Genomic DNA, 625 nt, shown 5'->3' on the forward strand with positions numbered 1-625 from the left:
TCGATGAGCGGAGAAAGGATGTACTCCTCAGGGGGAAACTCGGTGGCAAGTAGCTGTTCAAAGCTGAAATAGGAAAGGCCCTGGGGGGTCCTCTCTGCTGAGTTAAGAAGGCGGGCCATGGGTTAGTATCCATTCACGATGGCCACAATTCGGCCATGCGTCATCCGTGTGATCATTTGGTGTCCTCCGGGTGATTTGTGTGTGGGGGGGCTGTCAGTAACCTGTGACAGCTTCAGGGGAACCAACCCCGCCCACCGGGGCGGGTCCTCGTCCAGCCCTCAGCCAGGGCGGCGATCTTCAGGGTGTACTCGGCGTCGTCCTCGGTGAGGGTCGGGAGGTTGGAGGTGGCGGGCTTGGTGCGGGGATCAGCCTTACCCAAGGCAACCAGGGCATCGGAAATCGTCTCAACGTTGAGACTGTCCAGACAACTCCAGTTCTGCGCCACGTCCATGTAGCGATAGGCGTTGGCCCTGCTGACCTTGGTGTTGGCTTTCACCCAGGCGTCAAATTCACCGCGTGGGAGCTGCTTCTTGGCCTCGATCAGGGCCTCTCCTCCTTACCGCAGGGCATCCCCGATGGTCCTTCCTTGGGCGATGGTATTGCCCTGGCTGTCATAGCTGAGATA

General features: G+C 59.4%; 1 protein-coding gene. It reads right to left on the reverse strand.

What is annotated here, in order from left to right; genetic code table 11:
* Window positions 1-232 precede the first annotated feature (232 nt).
* A complete protein-coding gene (locus tag A6A04_RS01565) occupies window positions 233-544 on the reverse strand; it encodes a hypothetical protein (protein ID WP_322096760.1) in 312 nt (103 codons plus the stop codon).
* Window positions 545-625: the final 81 nt, after the last annotated feature.

Origin of the sequence: Paramagnetospirillum marisnigri (assembly GCF_001650715.1) — a bacterium.
Lineage (GTDB): Bacteria > Pseudomonadota > Alphaproteobacteria > Rhodospirillales > Magnetospirillaceae > Phaeospirillum > Phaeospirillum marisnigri.